This window comes from Pontibacter sp. JAM-7 (assembly GCF_048548695.2).
GTDB lineage: Bacteria > Pseudomonadota > Gammaproteobacteria > Pseudomonadales > Balneatricaceae > Neptuniibacter.
Genome location: NZ_JBLYIF020000002.1, coordinates 289438 through 310346, shown reverse-complemented (window position 1 = coordinate 310346; position 20909 = coordinate 289438). Strand labels below are relative to the sequence as shown.

General features: G+C 49.6%; 21 protein-coding genes. 12 read left to right on the top strand and 9 right to left on the bottom strand.

What is annotated here, in order from left to right; translation table 11 throughout:
* Positions 1-155 precede the first annotated feature (155 nt).
* Positions 156-356 carry a cold-shock protein gene (locus ACFVYJ_RS03855; RefSeq protein WP_419413624.1) on the top strand — a complete coding sequence of 67 codons (201 nt, stop codon included), beginning with the start codon at positions 156-158 and terminating at the stop codon, positions 354-356.
* 94 nt (positions 357-450) lie between these two features.
* Here the strand turns inward: ACFVYJ_RS03855 and ACFVYJ_RS03850 are convergent, their stop codons facing one another.
* A complete protein-coding gene (locus ACFVYJ_RS03850) occupies positions 451-687 on the bottom strand; it encodes a YkgJ family cysteine cluster protein (RefSeq protein ID WP_419413625.1) in 237 nt (78 codons plus the stop codon).
* Positions 688-754: 67 nt separating this feature from the next.
* Entirely contained in the window at positions 755-2278 is a 1524-nt protein-coding gene (gene mqo, locus ACFVYJ_RS03845) for a malate dehydrogenase (quinone) (protein WP_419413626.1), read from the bottom strand.
* Between the two features lie 330 nt (positions 2279-2608).
* Here mqo and ACFVYJ_RS03840 point away from each other — a divergent pair, with 330 nt between their 5' ends.
* Complete coding sequence (locus tag ACFVYJ_RS03840) at positions 2609-3085, top strand: SMI1/KNR4 family protein (protein ID WP_463254911.1); 477 nt, start codon at positions 2609-2611, stop codon at positions 3083-3085.
* 48 nt (positions 3086-3133) lie between these two features.
* On the opposite strand, the gene ACFVYJ_RS03835 is transcribed toward ACFVYJ_RS03840, so the two are convergent.
* A complete protein-coding gene (locus ACFVYJ_RS03835) occupies positions 3134-4873 on the bottom strand; it encodes a PHA/PHB synthase family protein (RefSeq protein ID WP_419413627.1) in 1740 nt (579 codons plus the stop codon).
* A 288-nt stretch (positions 4874-5161) separates the two neighbouring features.
* On the opposite strand from ACFVYJ_RS03835, the gene ACFVYJ_RS03830 reads away from it, so the two are divergent.
* On the top strand, positions 5162-5416 hold the full coding sequence (locus ACFVYJ_RS03830) for a glutaredoxin family protein (RefSeq protein WP_419413628.1): 255 nt from the start codon (positions 5162-5164) through the stop codon (positions 5414-5416).
* Here the strand turns inward: ACFVYJ_RS03830 and ACFVYJ_RS03825 are convergent.
* The gene (locus ACFVYJ_RS03825) at positions 5407-6213 is read right to left on the bottom strand and encodes a TatD family hydrolase (RefSeq protein WP_419413629.1); all 807 of its coding nucleotides are present in this window, start codon (positions 6211-6213) and stop codon (positions 5407-5409) included. The two genes, ACFVYJ_RS03830 and ACFVYJ_RS03825, sit on opposite strands and share 10 nt — an antisense overlap.
* Positions 6214-6222: 9 nt before the next feature.
* A complete protein-coding gene (locus ACFVYJ_RS03820) occupies positions 6223-8190 on the bottom strand; it encodes a transglycosylase SLT domain-containing protein (protein WP_419413630.1) in 1968 nt (655 codons plus the stop codon).
* 166 nt (positions 8191-8356) lie between these two features.
* Here ACFVYJ_RS03820 and ACFVYJ_RS03815 point away from each other — a divergent pair, with 166 nt between their 5' ends.
* Positions 8357-10237: an ATP-binding cassette domain-containing protein gene (locus tag ACFVYJ_RS03815; protein ID WP_419413631.1), complete on the top strand. Its 1881-nt coding sequence runs from the start codon at positions 8357-8359 to the stop codon at positions 10235-10237.
* On the opposite strand, the gene ACFVYJ_RS03810 is transcribed toward ACFVYJ_RS03815, so the two are convergent.
* The gene (locus ACFVYJ_RS03810; RefSeq protein WP_419413632.1) at positions 10238-10672 is read right to left on the bottom strand and encodes a universal stress protein; all 435 of its coding nucleotides are present in this window, start codon (positions 10670-10672) and stop codon (positions 10238-10240) included.
* Between the two features lie 141 nt (positions 10673-10813).
* Between ACFVYJ_RS03810 and ACFVYJ_RS03805 the strand changes: the two genes are divergently transcribed.
* Positions 10814-11320 (top strand): hypothetical protein, encoded by a 507-nt coding sequence (locus ACFVYJ_RS03805; RefSeq protein ID WP_419413633.1) that lies wholly within the window; start codon positions 10814-10816, stop codon positions 11318-11320.
* Positions 11307-11540 carry a DUF1653 domain-containing protein gene (locus ACFVYJ_RS03800; RefSeq protein ID WP_419413634.1) on the top strand — a complete coding sequence of 78 codons (234 nt, stop codon included), beginning with the start codon at positions 11307-11309 and terminating at the stop codon, positions 11538-11540. Before ACFVYJ_RS03805 ends, ACFVYJ_RS03800 begins: the two co-directional genes overlap by 14 nt.
* On the opposite strand, the gene ACFVYJ_RS03795 is transcribed toward ACFVYJ_RS03800, so the two are convergent.
* A complete protein-coding gene (locus tag ACFVYJ_RS03795) occupies positions 11537-12241 on the bottom strand; it encodes a hypothetical protein (protein ID WP_419413635.1) in 705 nt (234 codons plus the stop codon). The two genes, ACFVYJ_RS03800 and ACFVYJ_RS03795, sit on opposite strands and share 4 nt — an antisense overlap.
* Before the next feature lie 275 nt (positions 12242-12516).
* Between ACFVYJ_RS03795 and topA the strand changes: the two genes are divergently transcribed.
* From topA to ACFVYJ_RS03780, 3 genes are read left to right on the top strand one after another with little or no spacing between them, the layout of a single operon-like run.
* Positions 12517-15135 (top strand): type I DNA topoisomerase, encoded by a 2619-nt coding sequence (topA, locus tag ACFVYJ_RS03790; RefSeq protein ID WP_419413636.1) that lies wholly within the window; start codon positions 12517-12519, stop codon positions 15133-15135.
* 37 nt (positions 15136-15172) lie between these two features.
* Complete coding sequence (locus tag ACFVYJ_RS03785) at positions 15173-15697, top strand: DUF6586 family protein (RefSeq protein ID WP_419413637.1); 525 nt, start codon at positions 15173-15175, stop codon at positions 15695-15697.
* A 5-nt stretch (positions 15698-15702) separates the two neighbouring features.
* Positions 15703-15960 carry a hypothetical protein gene (locus tag ACFVYJ_RS03780; RefSeq protein WP_419413638.1) on the top strand — a complete coding sequence of 86 codons (258 nt, stop codon included), beginning with the start codon at positions 15703-15705 and terminating at the stop codon, positions 15958-15960.
* Between the two features lie 34 nt (positions 15961-15994).
* Here the strand turns inward: ACFVYJ_RS03780 and ACFVYJ_RS03775 are convergent, their stop codons facing one another.
* Positions 15995-16459, bottom strand: a complete 465-nt coding sequence (locus tag ACFVYJ_RS03775; protein ID WP_419413639.1) for a cell division inhibitor SulA — start codon at positions 16457-16459, stop codon at positions 15995-15997.
* Positions 16460-16461: 2 nt separating this feature from the next.
* Complete coding sequence (lexA, locus tag ACFVYJ_RS03770; RefSeq protein WP_419413640.1) at positions 16462-17064, bottom strand: transcriptional repressor LexA; 603 nt, start codon at positions 17062-17064, stop codon at positions 16462-16464.
* Positions 17065-17202: 138 nt separating this feature from the next.
* Between lexA and dinG the strand changes: the two genes are divergently transcribed.
* From dinG to ACFVYJ_RS03755, 3 genes are read left to right on the top strand one after another with little or no spacing between them, the layout of a single operon-like run.
* A complete protein-coding gene (gene dinG / locus ACFVYJ_RS03765; RefSeq protein WP_419413641.1) occupies positions 17203-19311 on the top strand; it encodes an ATP-dependent DNA helicase DinG in 2109 nt (702 codons plus the stop codon).
* Between the two features lie 9 nt (positions 19312-19320).
* Complete coding sequence (gene rhlB / locus ACFVYJ_RS03760) at positions 19321-20694, top strand: ATP-dependent RNA helicase RhlB (protein WP_463254905.1); 1374 nt, start codon at positions 19321-19323, stop codon at positions 20692-20694.
* The gene (locus ACFVYJ_RS03755; protein WP_419413642.1) at positions 20669-20902 is read left to right on the top strand and encodes a hypothetical protein; all 234 of its coding nucleotides are present in this window, start codon (positions 20669-20671) and stop codon (positions 20900-20902) included. Before rhlB ends, ACFVYJ_RS03755 begins: the two co-directional genes overlap by 26 nt.
* Positions 20903-20909: the final 7 nt, after the last annotated feature.

Here is a 20909-nt window from a genome sequence, read left to right as displayed (position 1 = left end):
ATACGGCTTGCATTATGGATCAACGTAACTGCCCTGTAGTTCGTCCTACTGATCATAAGTAATTCCATATCTTCTCTGCTTTAACGTTCGGCCTCAGTTGCTAATCCGACTGGGAATGAACAAATTACTCATGTATCAAATAGGGTGTAACAACTATGGCAACTGGTACCGTTAAGTGGTTCAACGACGAGAAAGGTTTTGGCTTCATCGCTCAGGAAAATGGTCCTGACGTATTTGCGCATTTCAGCGCTATCCAGGGTGATGGCTTCAAATCCCTGGCTGAAGGCCAGAAAGTTGAATTCAACATCACTCAGGGTCAGAAAGGTCCTCAGGCTGAGAACATCGTTAAGGTGTAATTGATGCCACCGGATATCTATCCGGTTGAGTATGTAAAAAGGCAGAGTGTATACCCTGCCTTTTTTTGTGCCTGTAATTTGCCGTGACTGCACTTCAGGGCAGGGTGTCGGCTTCCAGTTGAGTCAGCAGTATGAGTGCTTGGCTCCGGCTTTCGCCGCAGTGTTCCTGCAGTGCCTGGAAGGCATCACAGACTTGGGGGCGTTCAGGTTGATTGAAAATGGCACAGCGCATCTCGGCAGTCAGGTGATCGCAGGTGACTCCGGCAGGTTTGTTCAGGCTGGAAATACTGAGTGCAATACAGCAAGCACCGCAGCCTTGGCGACACTCCATAACAATCTCCCGGTTGGTACTATCAAAGGATAGTATCTAAAAAAGCCGGCTTGCGCCGGCTTTTGGTTTAGCTTGCTGCAGCCCTGGGCTTGGCAGTGACTGATAAGTCACCGTCATACAGCTTGAGCGTTGTCAGGGTGCGCTCACGGATGCTGTACATCAGGTCATGTTCTTTAGAAAGGTCATGGCCATAGGAGGGGATCATCTCTTTCAGCTTGTTTTGCCATTGATCAGAACCGAGGTTTTCCTTAAAGCAGCGTTCGATGACATTGATCATGGTAGGCACTGCAGTAGAGGCACCGGGGGATGCCCCCAGCAGTGCTGCGAGCGAACCGTCAGCAGAGGAAATTACCTCGGTACCGAATTCCAGCTTACCTTTACCTTCTGCATCTTTTTTGATGATCTGTACACGCTGTCCAGCGTAGGACAGCTCCCAGTCTTCATCTTTAGCTTGAGGGTAGAAGTTGCGCAGGGCGTCAACACGGTCAGAATGTGACTGCATGACTTCGCTGATTAGATAACGCGTCAGGTCCATGTTGCTCATGCCGACGGAGAGCATGGGTTTGAGGTTGCCAAGCGTGATGCTCTTAGGCATATCAAGCATGGAGCCCTCTTTGAGGAACTTGGTAGTGAAACCGGCAAATGGGCCGAATAACAGCGCTTGTTTGCCGTCAATAATCCGGGTATCTAAGTGAGGTACAGACATCGGCGGTGCACCGATAGGCGCTGCGCCATATACCTTGGCCAAGTGCTGACTAACGATTTCTGGTTTTTTGCAGACTAACCACTGGCCGCTGACCGGGAATCCACCATAACCTTCACCTTCTTCAACTTCGGAAAGTTGCAGCAGGGGTAATGCGCCGCCACCAGCACCCAAGAAGACAAATTTAGTGTTGTACTGCTCTTTATCGCCGTTGGCATGCTTCAGGGAAACTTTCCAGCTACCATCTGCCTGCTTGTCCAGGTCGGTCACGGTACGGCTCAGGAGTAACTCAAAGTTATCATGTTGCTGCAGGTGCTGGACCATGTTTCGGGCCAAGGCGCCAAAATTGACATCGGAACCAAATTGAATACGGGTTGCAGCAAGTTTCTCACTGGGATCACGGTCGACCATGATCAATGGCATCCACTCTTTCAGGACGGCATGATCTTCACTGTATTCCATGTGCTCAAACTGTGGGTGCTGACTTAACGCCGCGAAACGTTTGCGCAGAAATTCGACGTTTTTTTCACCCCAGACAAAACTTTCGTGAGGCACCGGGTTGATGAAATGGCTTGGCTCTGGCAAAGCGCCTTGTTCAACCAGATAAGACCAGAACTGCAGACTCACCTCAAATGCTGAATTGATGGCAAACGCTTTCGCGGTATTGATGGAACCATCTGGCATTTCAGGGGTGTAGTTTAATTCGCAGTAAGCGGCATGGCCGGTGCCAGCATTGTTCATGCCGTCTGTGCTTTCTTTGGCAACGTGATCAAGTCGCTCAACCATGCTGATGGTCAGTGAGGGATCCAGTTGTTTAAGCAGTACACCGAGGGTGGTACTCATGGCTCCAGCGCCAATAAGTAGGACATCTACCGATTTTGTGGTCATAGAAACTTCGCCATTTTGTCTTAGGTAATGGGAATCAAATTTCTAGGAGCACTAAGCTTGTGGCTCGACGGTTTGTGCATTGCCAGAAAAATAGTCAGGTCAATACATAAACCGCTGCGTTCCTAGAATCTACGTGCTGAACATCTTAAAAACTGTAGCTCTATTTAAGCAAATATGTTGCAGCGCAGTTGCTTGATTATACGTAATAAATTTGCAAAGTATCTATAGACCTCCTGAATATGCATTATCCATTTGTTTGATAATACGTCTAAAGTGGCATCGTGGAGTTCAGTAAACTTGGAGGATGGCGTTTGTTGCGAATGGGGGAAGGTGAATTTCAACAACACTTTGCAGACTGTTGAAGACTCGCATTACAATGCTGCAACTATTTCAGGAGAAACCGGTGTGGATGAAACCATTGAACGCTTGAGAGCTGCTCATGTTGCGGTACCAACACCGCTTGAATTACCCGATGAGGATCAACTAGTTGAGTTAGAAGAAGAGCTACTGATTGGTCTGCCAAGAGAATATAAACAATTCTTATTGTCGGTCAGTGATGTCGTGTACGGAGCGCTTGAGCCAGCAACGGCTGCAGACCCTGGTTTGCATACGCACTTGCCTGACCTGGCATCCAGGGCTTGGAATGAAGGGCTGCCTCGTTACTTGATCCCTGTGTGTGAGTCGCCATTGGGGTTTTATGCTATCAGTCAGGAAGGCAATATCCTGTATTGGGCGGAAGGCGAACTGACTGAGGATGACTGGCCCAGTATCTGGGATTGGGCGGAAGAGGTTTGGCTGGAAAGCTGAGCATAAAAAACCGGAGCACAGGCTCCGGTTTTTTATGCTTGTTGGCTGTTACTTGATGCGGGTAGCAACGTAACGGCCTGGTGCAGGTTCAACCGATTTATAGGTCTCATTACCTGGTGCTGTTGGTGCAGGTACTTTGCTGCCGGCACGTTTTTTCAGCCAGTCAGCCCAGTGAGGCCACCAAGAGCCTTCCTGCTTCTCAGCAGTTTCCAGCCAGTGCTCACAACTTTTACCCAGCTCGCCGTTAGTCCAGTAGTGGCGACGATTTTTAGATGCCGGGTTGATAACCCCAGCAACGTGTCCGCTTGCACCCAGAACAAATTCAACCTTACCTTTGAGTAATTCGGTACCGGAGAAAGTACCATTCCACGGTGCGATATGATCCTCATAGGTTGACAGGAAGTAGACGGGAATTTTGATCTTGGAGAGATCAATTTTCTCGCCACAGATAGTCAGGCCGTCTTTTTCTATGAGTTTGTTTTCCAGATACATGTTGTTGATGTAGAAGGTATACATCGCAGCTGGCAGGTTAGTAGAGTCACTGTTCCAATACAGGATATCGAACGGTGGTGGAGTCTGGCCTTTCAGGTAGTTGTTTACAACATAAGACCAAATCAGGTCATTTGATCGCAACATGTTGAATGATGTTGCCAGTTCGCGGCCATTGAGGTAACCCTGGTTGTTTACCTTGTTTTCCAGCTGTTTAACCTGCTGCTGGTCGATAAAGACACACAGGTCACCAGGGTCGGTAAAGTCGAGCAGGGTAGTGAAGAAGGTGGCTGAACCGATAGAGGTATCTTTACGCGCCGCCATAACTGCTAGGGCCGTAGCCAGTAGGGTACCACCTACACACCATGCCACAGCATTCAGCTTGTCACTGCCGGTGATCTCTTTGACAACTTCACTCGCCTGGAGAATGCCGCTTTCTACATAGTCATCCCAGCTGATATAACCCTGTTCTTCTGTTGGGTTAAGCCATGAAATAAGGAAGGTGGTTTGGCCCTGATCAACACAGTATTTGACGTAGGAGTTATGTTCCTGCAGGTCAAGAATATAGAACTTGTTGATGCAGGGTGGCACGATCAATGTCGGTTTGGCATAGGTTTCTTCAGTGGTTGGGCTGTACTGAATTAACTGGAACATTTCGTTCTCGTAAACAACGTCACCTTTAGTGGTGGCAATGTTTTCGCCAAGTACGAATGCATCTTCATCGGTCATGGAGATGCGGCCTTTTTCCAGGTCACCCAGTAGGTTTTTCAAGCCGTCAACCAGACTCTGACCTTTGGATTCCAGCGCCTGTTGCAGTACTTCAGGGTTGGTGAAGGCAAAGTTAGTTGGTGACATCGCATCGATGTACTGCTGAGTGTAAAACTCGAGTTTCTTCTGTTCGCCGTCAGACAATTTGGCATTGGCAGCCATTTCGGACAGCAGTTTTGAACTCAACAGATAAGATTGTTTGATGTAATCAAATACAGGATTTGCGGACCACTCTTCTGCCTGAAAGCGACGGTCGCCTCGCGCAGGTGCTGCAACAGAATCTTCCTGTTGGCCTGTCAGTAGGTTTTTCCACAGGTTCATCTGTCCCTGCTGGTAATCGGTGAATGCCTTAATCCAGACGGTAGGGTCTTCCCAGGAGCGGTTAGCCAGTTCGGTCCATGACTGACTGAATTGACGGAATATGTCATCGCCACCAGAGGCGTAGAACATATCCAGCATTTTTTTGGTTTCAGTGTTCAGAAAATCCACAAATTCTTGTGGATTGGAGAGCAGGTTACTTTTGTTTTGCATGGAATCGCCTTTGTATTCAGTCGCTAAATAGTGGCTTATAGCGCCATGTGCAGCTATTGATATCTTCAGACCAAGACTTCAATATCTATTAAATCGTGTTGCAGTGCAAGTAAACCGCATGCTTCTTGGCCAATAGTAGAATGCTTTAAAACCCAAGGGTATAAGCCTATTACTCCTGACGTGCCGAGGCTTTAGGTGGTTATGGTTTGAGTTTCTATAGTGAGGTGTTAGGGATGCTTTGTGCGTACGCATCATAATTTTTGTGATAGCCGACATAAGAGAAAACAAGTGAAATACAACCTTGAATTACTTGGCACTGCAGGGTGCCACTTGTGTGATGTTGCGGCAGAACTGCTGGTGACGCAGCTTAACCCGGCAGAGTGTGAGCTATATCAGGTTGATATTGCAGAAGAAGATCTGATTGATACCTATGGGTTACGGATCCCGGTATTAAGAGAAGTGCAAAGTGGGGCTGAGTTAGATTGGCCTTTTGATGCAGAGGCAATTTGCACGTTTATGCAGTCGCTTCCCGGTCAGGGTTGAGCGTTTAGTCTGAACAATAGCTCGGTATTGGTTTTAACTTGTGTCGCCAGTGCTGCCAATGGCTGCGCGGTAAGCTCGGCGACTTTGTTGGCAATATGCGGCAGGTATTGCGGCATATTACGGCGTGATTTTGGCTTAGGTTGTATATCTCGGGGGATAAGATAAGGAGCGTCGGTTTCAAGTAACAGGCGGTTGGCCGGGATATCTTTAATAAGTGTTTGTAGCTCAACGCCACGGCGCTCATCACAGATCCAGCCGGTAATGCCAATATACAGATCCAGATCTAAATAGTTGTACAACGCCTGTTTATCCCCGGTAAAACAGTGTGCTACAGCACCGCTAATATGGTTCCGGTAATGCTTTAACATTTCTACTTGCCGCTCATGTGCATCCCGCTCGTGCAGAAAAAGCGGCAGGCCGCTGTCACACGCCAGCTCGAGCTGGTGTTCAAAAGCACTTTCTTGCTGAGCCGGTGTGGAAAAGTTGCGATTAAAATCGAGCCCTGTTTCACCTACAGCCACCACCCCGGGGGAGCGCAACAGTGATGCAAGCTGCCTGAAGTCAGCACTTGAGTGGTCTTTGCTGTAATGAGGGTGAACCCCTACGGTACAGAATAACTGCCCTGGGTAGCGTTCAGCGAGTGCAATGGCCTGTTCTGATTCAGCCAAGCTCGTGCCTGTGAGGAGCATGCGGGTGACACCGGCGGCTGCAGCGGCATCTATGACAGCATTTCGATCCTTGTCAAAAGCACTGTCAGTGAGATTGACCCCGATATCTATCCATTCCAATTCCTCCATATTCTGAACTTACTGCAGCCTGGCGCTGGGTCGGGTCAGATTCAGTGTCAGTTGTGCCAGTTGGCGCTCATTCATCAGGTTAGCCTGACGACCATCAAGCCGGTCATAAATAACCCGATATGCAAGTACGTTTTGCACGTATTTGCGGGTTTCGGAGAAGGGGATGGTTTCAATCCAGACATCCAGTGGCAGGTGCCCGCGGTCCTTGAGCCAGCGCTTAACTCTGTGTGGGCCTGCGTTATAGGCCGCAGCGGCATATGCCGGGTTGCCCTGAAATCTTTGCATCATGTCACTTAGGTAGGCAGATCCTAGTGCCACATTGGTATTAGGGTTATTGAGCTGGCTGGTGTTGCGGTAAGGTACCTTATGTCGCTTGGCCGTCATTTTGGCGGTTGCTGGCATCAGTTGCATTAAGCCGCGTGCGCCTGCATGCGAGTGGGCGTTACTCAGGAATGCGCTTTCCTGGCGGGCAATGGCAATGGGAAAGCTTAGGTCCAGCCCCTGTTTGATAGCATGAGACTTAAATAAACTGGCATGCGGCTGAGGAAACCGGTGACTGATGTTATCCCAGTCTTCAGTTTGTGCCGCAATGATGATTGCCTGAAGGTGCCAGCCCCACTGATGAGCCAGTCTTGCGGCCAACCTTTGCTGCGTTTGGTTGAGCGTTTGTTTCACTGCGTACCATTCGCGGTTGGCTTCAATCAGTCGGCCGAGCTGGTATAGCTCTTTAGCGCGTGTGATAGCGGGTAGATTGGCGATATTCTCAAGTGCTTCAGGGTCCAAGGGCGTGGCTTGTGGGTTAAGTTGAAAACGACTGTTGCTGAGTTCTGCAGATAAAAATCCATAATAACTGCGATCCTGAGCCAGTTGTTCCAGCTGTGGCTGAATATCGGCTGCCGGGTCTAGGTGTTGTTGGGCGATGAGTGCCCAGTAACGCCAGGCAGGATTGTCTTTTTTGTCTGCCGGCAGATGCGCAATACCTTGTGTCACGGCCCGCCAGTCCTGTTCTCGTAACGCATTTCTTATACGGCTTTCAGTCAGCAATGGCAGGGTGTATTCAGGATCTAGCGCAGCGCTGAAACGAATGGCATCAGGGTGGTAGCGCCAGTTATGTCTGAGGGCAATATATTCGGTAATTGGCAGCTGCTGGTCGCGTGGCAGCAGCTTATCTCTGAGTTTTAGCCATTGCTCGGTAGCACTGATTGGGTGCTGCTTAAACCAGCCTTTGAAGATCAGACTCAGCGCAGCGGGGCGGTGAGATTTGTCGATGCTTTGCAGTGAATTAGCCGTGATCTGCGCTGGGTTGTGATACAGATTCCAGAAGTGCTTATGCTGTTGCTGCAATGACGGCTCAGTTACGAAGCGTGAGGCGTACTTGGCAATACCTAGCTCCTCATCTGCCAAGGCATTCCAAAAGCGGTTGTTGGCTTCATGTGTGGTTGGGTGGCCCTGTTTCATCCATGCACTAAACAGCGGGTCGCAACTTTTCGGTTGGGAATAGCCAACCTGCCAGAGTTCAGCAGCCTGACTAAGCGCCTGTTGCGCCTGGCCAGTGTTTAATTCCGCAACCAGTTTTTGGCAGATATAGTGGGTTTCTGGCAAGGGACTAATGGCATATTGGGTCAAATAGGTTTCCCAGCGTTGCTGCTTCGCCAGATGATTCAACCATTTCTTATGCAGCCGCTCCGCCAAAGGGGAATCGCTGGCGCGGTTGATAAAACTAACAATCTGGCCCTGGGAAACATGGTTTAGATTTTTCAGCAGGTAGTGGTAGTCAAGGTAAATGGCTAAAGGATAATCCTGTAATTCTTGCTGTAGAGCACGAAACTCGGTCACTTGGTTCTTGTTCAGGTGACTCAGTGCCTGTTCGAATTGCGTGCGGTCGTGGCGTAGTTGCTTGGCAGAAGGTGCTGCAAGCGCCAGATGACTGGGGAGGGCAAAAACAGCCAATAACATCGTTGTAACGGTAAGCTTCATCCTTTGGGCCTGTGTCCGTTTTTATTGTAATAAGTACATCTGTTCCCTGTTTATACGGCAGAAACGGCGATAACTGAATGGGATTTTGCCAATATGCAGGAATTTCATGCAAGGGTGCTGATTTCCAGTAGAATAGCGCCTTTGTAGCCACTTTTCATGAAAAAATATGCCACTGATTCGACTCGATAAAATCTCTATTGCTTTTGGCGATAAACCCCTTCTGCAGAACGTTGATTTCCAGATAGACCCAGGTGAACGGGTTGCACTGGTTGGTTTGAACGGCGCAGGCAAGTCCACCATGTTGCGGCTTATTTCTAGTCAGCATGCCGCTGATAGTGGTGAATTCTGGGTCGACCCCGCCTGCCAGATCGCAGAGCTATCACAGTCCATGCCGACAGCGGATGAACGTAAGGTGGTTGATGTGGTGACGGAGGGCTTAGCCTCCATTCGTGTTATGCGTGAAGAGTATGACCGTATCGCTGGTGCAGGTGAGGCCGCTGACCTGAAAGCGCTAGAGCGTTTGCAGCATGAACTGGAAGCGGTAGACGGCTGGCATATGGAACAGCGGGTACAACGGGTGATTGAACAGTTAAACCTGCCTGGGGACCGGTTAATGTCCGAACTGTCGGGTGGTTGGCGCCGCCGTGTGGCATTGGGTGCTGCGCTGGTACAAAGCCCGCAACTACTGTTACTGGATGAGCCGACTAACCACCTTGATATTGAAACTATCGAGTGGTTGGAGCAGCGGTTACTGGAGTTTAAGGGGGGGTTGATGATGATCTCCCATGATCGTGCTTTAGTTGATAGGTTGGCGACCCGAATCGTTGAATTGGATCGGGGTACTCTCAGCTCTTTTCCCGGTTCTTACAGCACCTATCTTGAGCGTAAGGAGAAAATGCTCGAAGACGAGGCGAGACAGAATGCTGAATTTGATAAAAAACTGGCGCAGGAAGAGACTTGGATCCGCCAGGGTATAAAAGCACGCCGGACCCGAAATGAAGGTCGAGTGCGAGCGCTGAAAGCACTGCGTAAGGAGCGCTCAGACCGGCTCGAGCGACAAGGTAAAGCGCGTTTCAATCTGGAAGAAGCCAACCGCAGTGGCAAGCTGGTTGCAGAACTTACCGATGTCAGCCTTAGCTTTGAAGGCAAGCAATTGTTCAGTGGCTTGGATTTCCTGCTGCAACGGGGCGATCGTGTGGGTTTGATTGGTCCCAATGGTGCCGGCAAAAGCTCACTGTTGAATGTGTTGCTGGGCAAGCAGGAACCAGATAGCGGCAAGGTGCGTTTGGGCAGTAACCTTAAAGTTGCGTATTTCGACCAATTACGGGCGCAGCTTGATCCGGAAAAATCGGTCATGGACAACATCGCTGAAGGGCGGGAATCAATCACCCTTAATGGCCGCAACCGCCACCTGATCAGTTACCTCAGCGACTTTATGTTTGCGCCTGAACGTGCCCGGACTCCGGTTAAAGCACTGTCCGGCGGCGAAACGAACCGAGTGCTATTGGCCAAACTGTTCAGCCAGCCAGCTAACCTGCTGGTATTGGATGAGCCTACCAACGACCTGGATGTTGAGACGCTGGAGTTGCTGGAAGAGATCATCATGGATTTCGACGGCACACTTCTGTTGGTCAGCCATGATCGAACTTTCCTGGATAATGTAGTGACTAGCACGCTGGTGTTCGATGAGCCGGGTGTGGTGAATGAGTATGTTGGTGGTTATAACGATTGGCTGCGGCAACGCCCGGTGAGCAGCAATAATAAATCTGCAAAGGCCGAGATTAAACCCGTTGTAACTGAGCCACGCCCAGCGGTAAAAAAGCTTAGCTATAAGTTGCAGCGTGAGTTGGATGAGTTGCCCGAGGTGTTGGAACTTGCCGAGTCGGCACTGGCTGCACTGCAACAGGAGACCAGTGATCCAGCGTTTTATCAGCAGGAGGCAAACCACGTCACTGCCCGGCTGCAGGCGTTACAGACGCAGGAAGAGGAGGTCGAGCGACTGATGGAGCGTTGGGTCGAACTCGAGGCCATGCAGCAGGGAGAGTGATCAGGTACTGATTCTTACCGCCAGAACATCGCATTTTGCACCATGTAAAATGCCATTGGCGGTAGATCCCAGCAGCAAGGCTAGACCATGGCGACCATGGCTGCCGACCAGGATAAGATCAACCTCACGCTCTTCGGCGATACGGTGAATCTCAGTTTCAATGTGCCCGGTGATCACCATTTGCTCGGTGATGGGATAACCCAGCTTATCAGCATAGCTGGCAAGGCTTTTGTGGGCATGTTCGTCCAGCTGCTGCTGGATGACGCCTAAATCAATGGGCACGTCACCACCGTAGGCGAAGCTTAAAGGCTCAATGACATGCGCTAGATAGAGTGCTGCATCATTCGCTTCTGCCAGCATGCGCGCTTTTTCCCTGAGTTGCGCGCACTCCTCAGTAAGGTCCAGCGCCAATAGTATCTTTTTGTAGAGTTGCATGATGACTCCTTCTGTTTCTTCTCTTTTGAGATTAGCATAGCGCGGCAATTTGGCGTTGCTGCTGCGGCAGTGGGCTGACCTAAGTCAAATTATAGTGAAGCAGCAAAATAAGCAGGGTTTCCCCTAAGGCGGAGCATAAATATGAAATGGATGATTATTGTATTAATCATGATGTCCCTGATCGGGTCGATGATGTGGGTGATGCCGACTGCGCGCCAGAAATATCAGGCTGCTCTGCGCCTGCATGCCAAAAAAGAGGGCTTCCGGGTGCAGTTGGAACGGATTACGCTACCGCGGGCAAAAGGTGAGATGGAGGGAGAAACCACCAATGTTACCTCTTACCGGTTAACCAGGAAGTCGCGTGATAAGAGCCAGAGAACTCAGCACACACCCTGGACCGCAGTCAGGGTTGAGTCATTGGCAAATCTGGGTTTGCCAGAGGGCTGGAGTTGGTTATTGGGCGAGAAAAGTCTTTCCGAATCGCAGCTGGCACTGTTGACTGATGTTATTGCCCAGATGCCGGGAGATGTCACCGCGATCGAATCTAGCCCGGTGGAAGTCGGTGTGTTCTGGCAAGAAGAGGGCGGCGAAACGGCGTTGGCAGAGATTAAAACACAACTAGAAAGGCTGTTAGATGCCAACTTCTGAAATACCACACTTACCCGCTGGGCGTTATCGCCATTACAAAGGCGCTGAATATGAGGTGTTCTATCTGGCACGTCACTCGGAAACCGAGGAGTGGCTGGTGGTCTACCGACAATGTTATGGCGATGAAGCGGTTTGGGTCAGGCCGTTATCACTGTTTCTGGCGTCGGTAACACAGCCTGATGGATCTGAAATCACACGTTTTGAGTATCTGGAAAGTTAAAGTATCCGGTCAATGGTGTCAGCCAGAGTGCCACGGGATTTTGGTCGTTGCGGCTGAATGTTGCTGATCAGTTGTTGGACGCGTTCCATCATGGCCGTTTTTCGTTGGCGGGGCAGTGAGGCGCGTACCAAGAGGGCTTTAGCATGTTTAAAGTGTGAAAGCGCAGTCATGATTTCACCGGTGCCCTCAAATCGGGTGCCCTGGTTTATATGTGCTTCAACCACCACATTTATACGCAGGCTGTAGAGTTCTTGCTGATAGCTGCGTGCCAGAATAGGGGTTAATTTACCCCCCCGCGCCAGCTGTACCACCAACTTTCCAGCAAAATTAATGTATATTTGCGCTCGTTTTAGCGCTTTATCATTTGCAAAGACTGCAGGGTTTGGTCGAGCACTATCTGCATTGCGCTGTAAGCGGGTGGTGGCCTCGAGGAGTTCTGAGTCGGGGGCGAGAAGACTGATTTCGTCCAGCAATGAAACTGCATGTTCATTAAGTTTTGTAACAATTTCAGGTTTACAGTTGGCCTCACGCAGAATGGCAATGGCATGAAACAGGTGCTCTGATTGTCCCTGCAGCCAGCTCAGGCGTTTTTGGCGCGCGGCTTCCTGCTCTTCTCGGGTAGTGATAATAAAGTTCACTGTCAGAGCAGCCAGGCCGACAATCGCGATTAAAACTACATATATAAGATTATCTTGTAGCATTTGGCCTGATTACTTGCGTAAAAGTGTTGAAATTTGAATGGTTTATTGATTCTACTAGTATACGGTTGCATTCGTGCTTGTCGATCGATACATACTAAGAAATCGCAAATCCAGCTTGACCCCTGTATTTTCAGCACTTATATATGCAGCCAATCTGACAGGGTGGGCTTATTAAACTGGCCGATGTACTCTGCGTCAATGTATGACCTTACGCAATACCATTTAAAAGGTCATAAATGAGCGAAACGGATCGCTCTGAGGAAAAGTTATAGTCCATGGGAAAATCACTCGTTATTGTTGAGTCGCCAGCCAAAGCCAAGACGATTAACAAATATCTGGGTAACAATTTTGTTGTTAAATCCAGTGTTGGCCATATACGTGACTTGCCTACCAGTGGTAGCGCACCGAAAACTGACGCCAAAGAGCGTGCCCGGCAAGCGGCCATCACCCGCAAGATGACGCCAGAACAAAAAGTTGCGCACAAGCAGGCGAAAGCCAAAGAGCAGCTCATTACCCGCATGGGTATCAATCCCGAAGCTGACTGGAAAGCGGATTATCAGATTCTACCAGGCAAAGAAAAGGTGGTGGATGAGCTGAAGAAGCTGGCTAAAAACGCAGATACTATCTATCTCGCAACCGACCTTGACCGTGAGGGAGAAGCGATTGCATGGCATTTGCGCGAATCCATTGGTGGCGATGAAAGCCGCTTCCGCCGGGTGGTCTTCAATGAAATTACCAAAAAGGCCATTACTGAAGCGTTTGACCAACCCTCCAGCCTGGATATGTACCGCGTCAATGCCCAGCAAACTCGACGGTTTCTGGATCGTATAGTCGGCTACATGCTCTCACCCCTATTGTGGGCAAAGGTGGCACGTGGTTTGTCTGCCGGTCGGGTACAGTCCGTTGCCGTAAAACTGGTGGTAGAGCGTGAGCGTGAGATCCGTAGTTTTATCCCCGAAGAATTTTGGGAAGTTCATGCTGATACCCACACGGTTTCTGGTGATGCCCTGCGTTTGCAGGTCCACCGTCTGCAGGGAGAGTCTTTCAGGCCCACTACCGAGGCAGACACCAATGCACACCTGGAACAACTCAATCAGCTGAACTACAAAGTTATCAGTCGTAAAGACCGGCCGACTTCCAGTAAGCCCTCTGCACCTTTCATCACCTCAACATTGCAGCAGGCCGCCAGTACACGGTTAGGCTTTGGTGTGAAAAAGACCATGATGATGGCGCAGCGGTTGTATGAGGCTGGTTATATTACCTACATGCGAACCGACTCGACCAACCTGAGTGCTGAAGCAGTTGAAGGCTGCCGTGAGTATATTCAGGACCAGTTTGGCAAAGCCTATCTGCCAGAGCAGCCTGTACGCTACAGCAGCAAAGATGGTGCTCAAGAAGCACATGAGGCTATTCGCCCCTCCGATGTGAGCCGTAAGAGTAGCGCGTTAGCTGGGATGGAGCGCGATGCAGAACGTTTATATGATCTGATTCGTAACCAGTTTTTAGCCTGTCAGATGACACCGGCTAAATATCTGAGCTCACGTATTACTGTTGCTGCGGGTGACTTTGAGCTGGTTACCAAGGGACGTATTCTGCAGTTTGATGGTTATACCCGGGTAATGCCTTCCAAGGGTAAGGGTGAAGAGGATGTCATTCTTCCAGATGTTAAAGATGGTGAGCAATTAACGCTGCAAAAACTTGATCCTAAAAAACATTTTACGAAACCTGCGCCACGTTATACCGAAGCCAGTTTGGTTAAAGAACTGGAAAAGCGGGGTATCGGTCGCCCATCCACTTATGCTGCGATTATCTCGACAATTCAGGATCGTGGTTATGTTGAAGTACAAAACCGCCGTTTCTATGCCCAGAAGATGGGCGATATTGTTACTGAACGGTTGAATGAAAATTTTAACGATTTGATGGACTACAGCTTTACTGCCCGAATGGAAGAGCGATTGGATGAAATCGCCCAAGGCGAAGCGGACTGGAAAGACCTGTTGTCACGTTTCTATCGGCATTTCACCAATACCCTGGAAGAAGCTCAGGGCGGTGAGCATGAAATGCGTCCGAATGCACCTACCGAAACAGATATTGACTGCCCTGACTGTGGCCGCAAGATGATGATTCGTACCGGCACTACTGGGGTGTTTCTGGGCTGTTCAGGTTACAGCTTACCTCCAAAAGAGCGGTGCAAGAGCACCATTAATCTTATTCCTGGTGATGAGATTGTTAGTGTCGATGGTGACGATGAAGAAGAATCAAGGATTTTGCGCAACAAGCATCGCTGTAAGCTTTGCGACAGTGCAATGGATTCTTATCTGGTGGATAAAAACCGCAAATTACATGTGTGTGGCAATAATCCTGACTGCAGCGGCTTCGAAATTGAAAAGGGCGAATATCGTATCAAGGGGTATGAAGGCCCGACCATAGAATGTGATAAATGTGGTGCTGAGATGCAGCTCAAAACCGGTCGCTTTGGTAAATTCTTTGGCTGTACGGGTGAAGGTTGTAAAAACACCCGTAAGTTATTGAAAAGCGGGGAGGCTGCGCCACCAAAAATGGACCCAGTGCCGATGCCGGAGCTGCAGTGTGAAAAGGTAGAGGACACCTATGTGTTGCGGGATGGTGCGTCAGGGCTGTTTCTTGCTGCCAGTCAGTTCCCGCGTAAGCGTGAAACCCGGCCGCCAAAGGTTGCTGAGCTGCTGCCTCATAAGTCAGAAATCGATCCGAAATACAGCTTTATCTTTTCGGCACCTGTACAGGATGAAGATGGTAATCCGACCGTAATCCGTTATAGTCGCAAGAGTAAAGAGCAGTACATCATGACGGAGGTCAATGGCAAGGCGACCGGTTGGAAGGCATTCTACCGGGGTGGAAAGTGGGTCGTTGAGTGATCCACAGCACATGATACTGACCTTAAGTGAGTGATGCATGAGCGGAATATATCTTGCCAGAACCAACCAGAAGTTGAATTTCAGTCGGATTCATCTGGAGTGCCTGAAGGCGGCTCAGGATGATAGTAGTTGGAACAAACACGCTAAAATCGAGTCATTTAATGAATCAGTATTGTTTCACTTGGCGGCAACCTATGATGCGTTTTTACGCGAGGTAGCTGAGTATTACCGGGTTGATACAGAACAGTTAGATGGTTACCGGTCCCTGGCGGCGACGATCGAAGCCACCGGTGTTGAAAGCCCGGAATTGAAACGACTAAGTCAGTTAGAAGCGGATCAAAAAAACTGGCTGCATCAGTTGCTAGCAGCTTATGAAGCCTGTTGGCATGGTGCTGATAAGCAACAACCAAAAGCTGAAGTCAGTAGCGTGTCCGAGATTCATGTATTACAGATCAACCCGGATCATGCTGAAGATGCTGAGTTGATTGCGGAATATGAGCGCTGGTTGTCTGAGCTGTCGGCTCTGATTGCCAGCCTTCGAGAATCCATGCAAGAGTGGTAAATAACGTGACGGATAAACATTCAGAAATGGTGTTGGAAATCGTAGAGCTTGATAACGGTGAGTTGGCAGTCCGTTCTTCTGAGCTGGACGCTGAGCCAATGATTAAAATCGAATTTTCAGCTGCGCTTAAAGATCAGTTGAGCGAACAGTATCTGGATGTTGCCCGCGTTATGCTGACTGCAGGCATTCAGTTGGCGGTAGAAAATGGGGCTGATTTAAAACCAGAAGCGCCTGAGCCAGAGATAATACATACATTGCATTAATTGAAATAAGGCAGCCTGTTGGCTGCCTTATTTTTTAACAGTAACGAATCACGATGGCATGACTTTGGCCTAGCCGTGCCGCATCTTTCAGGGCCGCCATCTCTTCAGTATCAAACCCTTGCTCAGTTGAAATAACCAGATGACTGGTGCCAGTCTGCAGGGCTCTACATGCAAGATTATGCAAAGTATGTTGGTTTGCAGGGCTGAGCATCATCACCTTAGTCAAATCGACACCTGCATTTTGCAACACGGGTTTTGCCAGTCCCGCCGGCGGTGCCAGCCATAAGAACCAGCGCTGATCAAAACTGAGTTGCGCCAGCAATGGCAGCAGCATCGCCAGGGTTTGAGGCTCCCGATCCTGAACCACAATTTCGGTCACTTTACCGGCCAGCGCTTGATGTTGCGGTGTATGGGTGACCTGAATAGAGTGCAGTGGCTTGCGCTCAGAGACAACACGAATGTTCGCAGGGTGCTTATAAGTAGACTGTACAGCAATCATGATCAGTTACCTCGTCTGATGACACCAACACCCAGACCTTCGATGGTCAGGTTGTGTTCGGAAAGGTCTATTACGATAGGGTCATAGGCTTCGTTTTCTGCAATCAGATAAACGGTTTGCCCCTCTTTTTTAATGCGTTTGACTGTGACTTCATCTTCGATACGTGCCACGACAATTTGTCCGTCACGGGCTTCGCGGCATTGATGTACGGCCAACAGATCACCGTCGAGAATACCGACATTCTTCATGCTGTCGCCCCTGACTTTGAGCAGGTAATCAGCCTGTGGGTAGAAAAAGTCGGCTGATATGGTGCAGTGCTCTTCAATGTGCTGCTGAGCCAGAATAGGTGAACCGGCTGCAACCTGACCAACTACGGGTAAACCCAGGTCTGGTTCAACTTCGGGTAACCGGATCCCTCTGGATGTGCCGGGAATGATCTCAATAGCGCCCTTACGTGCCAGTGCTTTCAGGTGTTCTTCCGCTGCATTTGCAGATTTGAAACCCAGGTCTCGAGCGATATCGGCACGTGTCGGGGGGTAGCCGGTATCTTCTATATGCTGCTTGATGCACTCGAGTACTTCGTTTTGTCGCTTGGTCAATTTCATGGCATTTGTCTGTCTGTTTATACAGTACTTGTATTTTTATACAGTATTTTTGCTGTTGTAAAGCGTGATGTGTATTTTTATCCAGTATTTTTATGATCTCTGGTAAGATGTGCCACAAATTCAGCATCGGGGTAAGGCGTGGATCAGGCGCTTAAAACAACCATACAAGAGGCGTATAGCACTTTTCTGGCATCCAGAGAGCTGAAGGCTCGCTATGGTCAGAAATTGATGATTGCTGAAATTGCTCGCTGTTTTGCTGCAATAAATGCTACCGCTGATACTGCAGAGAGTGCTCATATTTGTCTGGTAGAGGCGGGCACTGGTACCGGTAAAACCATTGCCTATCTGCTAGCGGCCGTTCCTGTGGCACAGCAGCAGAACAAAAAGTTGGTAGTCGCTACAGCGACCGTGGCGCTGCAGGAACAGCTGTTGCTGAAAGACCTGCCCATGCTTATCTCCGATGCCGGTATCGAATTGACCTATGGTCTAGCTAAAGGCCGCGGGCGTTATTTTTGCACCAGTAATGCGGAGCAGCTTGTCACCCAGCAGACTGATCTGGGTCAAGTTGCTTTATATGAAGACGAAGCGGCAAGAAAAATTGATCAGGCTGATTTGGATAAAGCGAAAACGCTGCTTAGCCTATATGTTTCGGGCGAGTGGGATGGTGATCGTGACAGTTTGCCTGACCCATTAGAAGATGTGTTGTGGTACTCCCTGACGAGTGATCATATTCGATGCACGAACCGTCGTTGTCGGCACTTTTCCAGTTGTCCTTTTTTTCAGGCTAGACAGGAGCTGGAAAAAGTTGATCTGGTTGTTGCCAATCATGATTTGGTACTTGCAGATTTGGCACTGGGTGGCGGCATGATCCTGCCTGCGCCTGAAGATACGCTGTATATTTTTGATGAGGGCCATCACCTGGCGGCCAAGGCCCGGGGCCACTTTGCTTATCAGTTGTCGATCAAGGCCAGCCGTCGCTGGTTGAACAGGACGTCGCGAAGCCTCAATAAATTGTTAAATGAGGCTAATAACCATGCCTTGTTGGCAGAGAAAGTCGCCCGGCTGACCACGCCGATGGCTGAGATGGAGCAAAACCTGCAACAGTGGGAGCAGCTGTTGCAGCAGCTGCTGGCGGATAAATCGCATCAGGAGCAAAAGTACCGTTTTGCCGGGGGGCGTATCCCTGAGCCTTTGCAAATGTGTTGTGATCAGTTTTCTCGCAGCTCGCAGCGAGGTTTGCAAATTCTCGAACAGATAACAGATCTGCTGAAGCAGGCGATGGATGGCGAAGTTGCAGATCTCAGCCAGGCGCTGGGTGAAATTTGGTATGCCCAACTCGGCGCGTTGGTGTTCAGGTTACAGGGCATGTATTGGCTTGCCCGTTCTTACGCCACTCCAGACCAACCCTCGATAGTACCTACAGCACGCTGGATAGCACTGGTTGATGGTAATGATGGACAGGATATAGCGTGTCATAGCAGTCCGGTATCTGCGGCAGAAACGCTGCAGACTCATCTCTGGAATGCCTGTTATGGGGCGGTGGTGACCTCTGCAACGCTGACTGCTTTAGGTCATTTTGAGCGGATAAGAGAAGACCTTGGTATAGGGCCACAAGCGGCAAGCCTGCAAGTACCTAGCCCGTTTGACTTTGCCAATGCAGCTGAACTGCATATTCCAGCCATGCGTTCCGATCCAGGACAAGCTGAAGCGCATACCCGTGAGGTGGCTGAGTACATTCAGCAGCAGTTAGGCGATGCCACAGCGTTGCTGGTATTGTTCAGTTCTTGGCAGCAGATGCGTTATGTGCTTGAACAGATACCGGATAACATGAACAATAACATTCTTGTTCAGGGTCGATTGGCAAAACACGAGATTCTGCGCAGGCATCGTGAACAGGTTGATAAGGGTGAAGCCAGCGTCATTTTTGGTCTGGCTTCGTTTGCTGAAGGCGTCGACCTGCCCGGTGATTATTTAACCCATGTCATCATTACCAAGCTGCCTTTTAGCGTGCCGGATGACCCGGTTGACGCAACCCTAACCGAGTGGATGTCGGGCAATGGGTTGAATCCTTTTGAACATTGGGTTGTACCGATGGCCTCTATGCGATTAACGCAGGCTACGGGGCGACTATTAAGAACTGAACATGATCGGGGGCGCATAACCCTGCTGGATCGACGAATGCTTACACGCCGCTACGGCCGCCAGCTACAGGCAGCGCTGCCTCCGTACCGATTGATCACTGCCTAGGATAAACAATTGAGCGAACCTAACGTGCCAGAGATGGAAGAGAACAGTAATAAAAAAACCGCATCTGGACGCCGTAATGAACGGCCGCGGCGCAAGAGCGGGAAGTCAGCTGATAGCTGGCAGCCGAAAGAATTTGAGGTGCCGAAAGTTGAAGGCAAACTTCGCTTTCACGATTTTAATCTGCCAGATGTTGTCATGCATGCGATTGCTGACCTGGGGTTTGAGTATGCATCACCTATTCAGGCTGAAACTATCCCAGCGGCATTGTCAGGTAAAGACATAATCGGCAAAGCGCAGACGGGCACCGGCAAAACGGCGGCCTTTTTGCTGGGTATCATCACTGACCTGATTGACTACCCACTGGATGATAATAAACGCTTAGGTGAGCCGCGAGCATTAATTGTGGCACCTACGCGGGAACTGGCACTGCAGATTGCAGCGGACGCCAATGACCTGTCCAAATACACTGATTTGCATGTGGTCAGCTTGGTCGGTGGCATGGATTATGATAAGCAGCGGCAGCAGTTGAAGAAGTGTCCTGTGGATATTTTAGTAGCAACACCAGGTCGGTTGATCGATTTCATCAATCGCAAGGATGTGGATCTGTGGAATGTAGAAGTGCTGGTGCTGGATGAAGCTGATCGTATGTTAAGTATGGGCTTTATTCCGGATGTACGAACCATTATTCGTAATACCCCTCGCAAGGGTACTGACCGGCAGACCCTGCTTTACAGTGCAACGTTTACTGACGATATTTTAAACTTGGCTGCGCAGTGGACATTTGATGCCATCAAAATGGAGATTGAGTCAGAGCGCAAAACCACTGATAACATCACTCAGCAGGTGTATCTGGTATCCAGCAGCGAAAAATACCGCTTACTGCGTAACTACATGGATAAAGATCATGCTGAAAAGGTGATCGTATTCTGTAATCGCCGTGATCAGACGCGCAAGCTGGCTGAACGCCTGACGCGTGACGGTATAAAGGCTGCTTTGATGTCAGGTGAGATCGCTCAGCAGAAACGTGTGCGCACTCTGGAAGATTTCCGCAGTGGCAAGATACAGGTATTGGTTGCGACTGATGTTGCAGGCCGTGGTATTCATATTGATGGGGTAACTCATGTTATCAATTATCAATTACCTGAAGATGCAGATGATTATGTGCACCGTATCGGTCGGACCGGGCGGGCGGGAGCCACCGGTACCTCGATCTGTTTCGCTTGTGAAGATGACTCTTTCCTGATTCCAGAGATTGAGTCTGAAACTGGCGTAAAACTGGATTGTATCCACCCTGGGCCTGAGCTGCTGCAGGCAGTTAATAAACCACCGCAAGCAGAGCAGGGTGATCAGGAGCAAAATGATGTCGAGCAGCGACCGGCATAATCTGAGCACTATCAGTCGGTGGGTTGCTGTCGTTTTTAGTGCGCTCCTGGCGGCGATCGGTGTGGCTGGCTACCAGCGCACTGACGATGCAGTGCAATTAGTGTTGTTTTTGGGCATCGCAGTGATTGGCTATTTCGTGGTGCAGTTTTTGTTTTATGGCATTGGTCGTTTGCTGGATAGCCTGGATAACGATCAGGGCAAAGAGTAATTCTACA